The sequence below is a fragment of the Nakamurella sp. genome, assembly GCF_048594475.1.
GTDB lineage: Bacteria > Actinomycetota > Actinomycetes > Mycobacteriales > Nakamurellaceae > Nakamurella.
The window spans coordinates 1-4589 of the sequence record NZ_JBMDXT010000426.1 but is presented as its reverse complement, the minus strand read 5'-3'; the positions used below and the strand labels follow the sequence as shown (position 1 = coordinate 4589).

4 protein-coding genes are annotated in these 4589 nt (G+C 77.5%); all 4 read right to left on the bottom strand.

Annotated features, from left to right (window positions below):
- Positions 1 to 1354: daptide-type RiPP biosynthesis dehydogenase (mpaC, locus tag ACOJUF_RS19460; protein ID WP_420123473.1), on the bottom strand; the 1354-nt coding region annotated here is incomplete at its 3' end.
- Positions 1351 to 2712, bottom strand: a complete 1362-nt coding sequence (gene mpaD / locus ACOJUF_RS19455) for a daptide-type RiPP biosynthesis aminotransferase (protein ID WP_420123472.1) — start codon at positions 2710 to 2712, stop codon at positions 1351 to 1353. The genes mpaD and mpaC, both read right to left, overlap by 4 nt.
- Positions 2709 to 3677, bottom strand: a complete 969-nt coding sequence (gene mpaM / locus ACOJUF_RS19450; protein WP_420123471.1) for a daptide-type RiPP biosynthesis methyltransferase — start codon at positions 3675 to 3677, stop codon at positions 2709 to 2711. The genes mpaD and mpaM overlap by 4 nt, the downstream gene beginning before the upstream one ends.
- On the bottom strand, positions 3674 to 4589 hold a 916-nt coding region (gene mpaB, locus ACOJUF_RS19445), incomplete at its 5' end, for a daptide biosynthesis RiPP recognition protein (protein ID WP_420123470.1). The genes mpaB and mpaM, both read right to left, overlap by 4 nt.

The following is a 4589-nucleotide window of genomic DNA, read 5'->3' as shown; positions in this document are numbered from 1 at the left end:
GGTCCCCCCCCTCGGGGATCGGGTGGGGACTCGGGGGCCCGCGGTGGCGGGGGCCCCCCCGGTCCTTGGGGGGGTTCGGGGGGGGCCCGGCCGGCCGGGGCTCGGGGGGGGTGGGCCGGTCCGGGACGGCGGACAGGGCCCGGCGCAGCGGGCCGCGCAGGTCGTCGGTGCGCACCCGGCCCAGCATCGGCAGGCCGGCCCCCCAGCGGGCCACGCAGCGCCGCGCGACCGGGTCGGCCGCCGTGGCATCCGCCGGCAACCGGGGGTCGATCCGCCACCGCCCGACGAGAGCGGCGATGCCGGCGGCCGGGTCCGCCGGCAGCGGCCGCGCTCCGGCCACCCGGAGCCGCCGCCACCACGCCCGCAGCCGGTCCGCCGAGCCGAGCACGGCGCGCCCGTCGTCGATCTCGGCCCACAGGGCGGGCAGCAGGGCGGCGACCGCGGTCATCTTGCGCACCCCGAGCGCGACCGACAGCTCGGTGGCGATGTACCAGCCCCGGGCCGCGTACCGGTCGCGCCCCAGGCTCAGCCACGGCGCGTGGCTCAACGCGCTGATCTGCGCGATCTGCCGGCGCAGCTCGTCGGATGCCGCCGGGTCGGTGGCCGGCCCGCCGAGCGCGTCGTCGAGCCGGTCGCCCAGCGCGACCAGACGTTCGGCCAGCGCCAGGGCCAGCGCGTCCTCGGTCGGGCGCTCACCGGCGTCGGCGACGAACTGGCAGCCGAGCCGGAACAGCGGTTCCAGCAGACCTTCCCGCACCAGGTGATCCGGCAGACCCCGGGTGGCCAGCGGGTCGAGCACCGCGGCGTCGGGCCGCAGGACGTCGCCGATCAGCAGCCGCTTGCCGTCCGGGTGCGCCAGGCAGGCCGAGGTGCTGGCCTCGGCCCCGGTGCCGATCGTGGTCGGGACGGCGACCAGCGGGAGCCGGGCGCGGATGTCCTCGAGCAGGATCAGCCCGCTGCGCTGGGCGACCGACAGCCGTGTCCACACCGACGGATTCGCCTGCAGCACCGCGGCGATCGCGACCTGGTCGAGCACCGACCCGCCGCCCACCGCGACCAGTGCGTGCCCGGCCGGGCCGGAGCGGTCACCGGGGCGCGGGAGCCGGCCGGCCAGCGCGCTGACCGCGGCAAGGTCGACCGCACCGCCGATCTGCTGCACCTCGTGGCCGATCCCGTTGCCTTCCAGCAGGTGTCGCAGCTCGTCCAGCACCGGCCGGCCGGCCACCGCACGATCGGCCAGCACCGTGACCGAGCCGATCGGGCCGGGGGCCGCCACCGGGCCGGTCCGCAGCCAGTCCACGAGCCCGCCCAGCCCGAAGACGGTCCGGGCCGGGCACGACCAGGACAGGTTCATCCGACCCCCACCCCCACCCGGGAGCGGGCCGGGGCGATCCGGCCGGCCGCTCCCGTTCCGGTGCCGGTTGCGGTGCCGCCACCGATGCCGCGGCCGTCGTCGGTGGCCTCCAGATACCGGGTCAGGCCGGTGTGCACCGCGGCCAGCAGGTCGGTCAGGTCCTGGCCGCCGTAGGTCAGCGCCGGGACCAGCTGGATGCCCTGCGGACCGGGGTGCACGATCGCACCGGCCCGGCGGATCTCGGCGACGAGCCGGGGCACGTCGGTGGCCGGGATCGGCTCACCGGCCGGCGTCACCAGCCGCAGCGAGCGGAAGCAGCCGCGCCCGGTGACCTCGACGATCCGCTCGTGGTCGGCGGCCCAACGGTCCAGGGCGGCCCCCAGCTGCGCCGCCACCCGCGCGCCCGCATCGAGCGCGTCCAGCCGTTCGAACTCCGACAGCGTGGCCAGGACGGCGGCACCGGTGATCGGGGTCCCGGCCTGGGTCTCGGCGTGGGTCAGGAGGGCGTCGGCACGGTCGAACTCGGCGGCGATCGGACCCGGCACGAGGACGGCGGCCGCGGCCCCGGTGCCGTTGGTCAGGCCCTTGGACAGGATGACCAGATCGGGTGGCTCGGGCCAGGTCTCGGACGCCAGGAACGGTCCGGTGCGCCCGAAGCCGGTCGCCACCTCGTCCGCGACCAGCAGGAATCCGCACTGCCGTCGCCAGTGCAGCAGGTCCGCGACGAACTCGTCGGTCAGCGGGACGGTGCCGCTGCCGAGCACCGGTTCGACGACGACCGCGGCGACCTGCGGGCCGGACCGCTCCAGCAATGCGGCCAGGTCGGCGCCGTCGTTGGCGGTGACGTGCCGGACCAGCCGGCGGTCCACGCCGTACAACGTCTGGCCGAGATCCTCACCGGTCAGCGCGAAACCGCCGAAGGTCAGCCCGTGGTAGCTGCCCCGCAACCCGACGACCACCTTGGCCCGGTCCCGGCCGCGCAGCGCCTGCACGTGCCGGGCCAGCTTCTGCACCAGATCGTTCGCCGCGCCGCCGGAGGTGGAGAACAGCACCCGCCCGCCGGCCGGCCCGCAGCGCCGGATCAACGCGTCGGCCGCCTGCCGGGCGTACCGGTTCTCGTACCGGAACACGCCCAGGTAGGACGCGTCGCGGGCGGCCGCGGCGATGGCCTCGGCGACCACCGGGTTGCCGTACCCGAGGTTGACGTTCCACAGACCGCTGGTGCCGCACAGCAACTCGCGCCCGTCGGCGAAGCGGACCCGCACCCCGTCCGCGGCCACCGCACACAGCTCGTCCCGTCCCTGCGCGGCCGGCGCCAGCAGCGCCGGCCACAGCGCGCCACCCCGGTACCCGGTCATCGCCCGGCCCCGACCGGCTCGACGCCGGCCGGCTCGACGGACGCCGGCTCGATGCCGGCCGGCTCGACCGAGGCCGTGGCCGCCTCGGCCACGATCATCCAGTCGCGGTACCGCGAGGACCCGGTGGGCATGGCCTCCACGCTGCGCACCGCCAGCCCGTGCCGGGCCAGCTCGGCCGTCACCTTGTCCGGCCGGAGGATGCGGACGGTGCCGGCGCAGACCGGGCCATCCGGCGCGGGCGGGTCGGGGTGGATGACCACCGAGCGGACCCCGGCGGCCGGGTCGACCCGCTCGTGCAGCCGGTAGGCCCGCCCGCCGGCCCCGGTCAGCGGCGTCCGGGAGTCGGTCGGCGCGCCCGGGACGATCTCCACCGTGCTCAGCAGCAGCCGCCCGTGCGGCGCGAGGTGCGCCCGGATGCGTTCCAGGACCCGCGCCCGGTCGGGCGCGTCGAACAGCGAGATGGTGGTGGTGGCCAGCACGACGGCGCCGAAGCGCTCCGGCAGGACGAACGTCCGCATGTCGTCGGCGACGACCCGGCAGCGGGCCCGGGCGGCGGCCGGCAGCTCGGCCAGCCGGCCCGCGAGCAGCGACCGCATCGTGGGCGACAGCTCCAGGGCGGTGACCGGCCGGCCCAGGGCCAGCAGCGGGACCGTGAGGCGTCCGGAGCCGGCGGCCAGGTCCAGCACCGGTCCCGGCACGGCCCGGACCGCCGCGAGCACCTGCCGGATCTCGTGCGGGTCACGGCGCGAGATGTCGTGGTAGATCGGCCCGCCCACCTCGTCGTACAGGTCGTGCACCGCCGGCCGGCGGTCGCCGAACAGGTCGGTCAGGTGCCGCGCGGCGACCGCGCCGGCCACACCACCGGCCGACCCGGTCGATCCGGCGCTCCCGGCCGGGAAGCCGGAATCCGGCCCGGCCCCCCGATCGGCCGCTGCGGCCGGGGCCGCGGTCCGTGCCGCGCTCACGCCCCGGCTCCCACCGGGGACCGGCGCACCAGCCGGACCCCGACGCCGGCGAACGAGGCCGCGACCGCGCGCAACCGGTCCGGATCGACCACCGCGGCGGCCGCCTCGATCGAGCCCAGGGCGACCAGCGGCTCGACCGCGTCGGCGGTGGCCGGGTCGATCCGGAAGGAGCGGCCCGCCCGCGGCTCCACCAGGAAGCTGTCCCGGTCGGTCCAGAGCAGGACCGGCGCACCGCCGGCCGGTCCCTCGGGCCCGTCGACCCCGGCGAGCGCCGGACTGCGGCGGCCGCCGAAACCCGACACCTGGACGTCGTGGTGGCCGCGGGCGTGCAGATCCTTCAGCGCCTCCAGCGCGGCGAGGTAGTCGGGCAGCCAAGGCCGCACGGCCAGGGCGGCCACCCGGACGGCCTCCGGGACGGCGCGACCGAGGCTCACCGCGCAGGGCCGGGCGCTGGCCCGGTTGATCTCGCGCCAGGCCGCGGCGATCGCCGCCGGTCCGTCGGACACGTCGCCCAGCAGGGCACCGTCCGGCGAGGTCGACACCGCCCCGTCGGCATCGACCCAGAGCCGCAGGCTCGGCCCGTCCACCGCCGTCGGATCGCCGGCGTAGGCGCTCCGGTCCGCGAACTGGACGGCCGGGTTCGTCGCGAACGCCGCGAACTCGCCCGTGCCGCGGGCCCTGTCGGCGTCGGCCAGCAGGGCCTCCAGGTCCTGGGGCGCGCACAGGCGGATCAGCGTCGGGCCCAGCAGGGACATGTACTCGCTGGTGGCGTAGTCCTGGATCTGCAGGAAGAAGTCGTCGCCGACGGACAGCTCCTCCCCCGGCTCGGCGGCCGATCCCCGGTAGCCGACCACCCTCGGCCGGCCCCGGGCCCGGGCCCCCGGGCCGGCGTCCGCGGGGGGCCCGACGAAG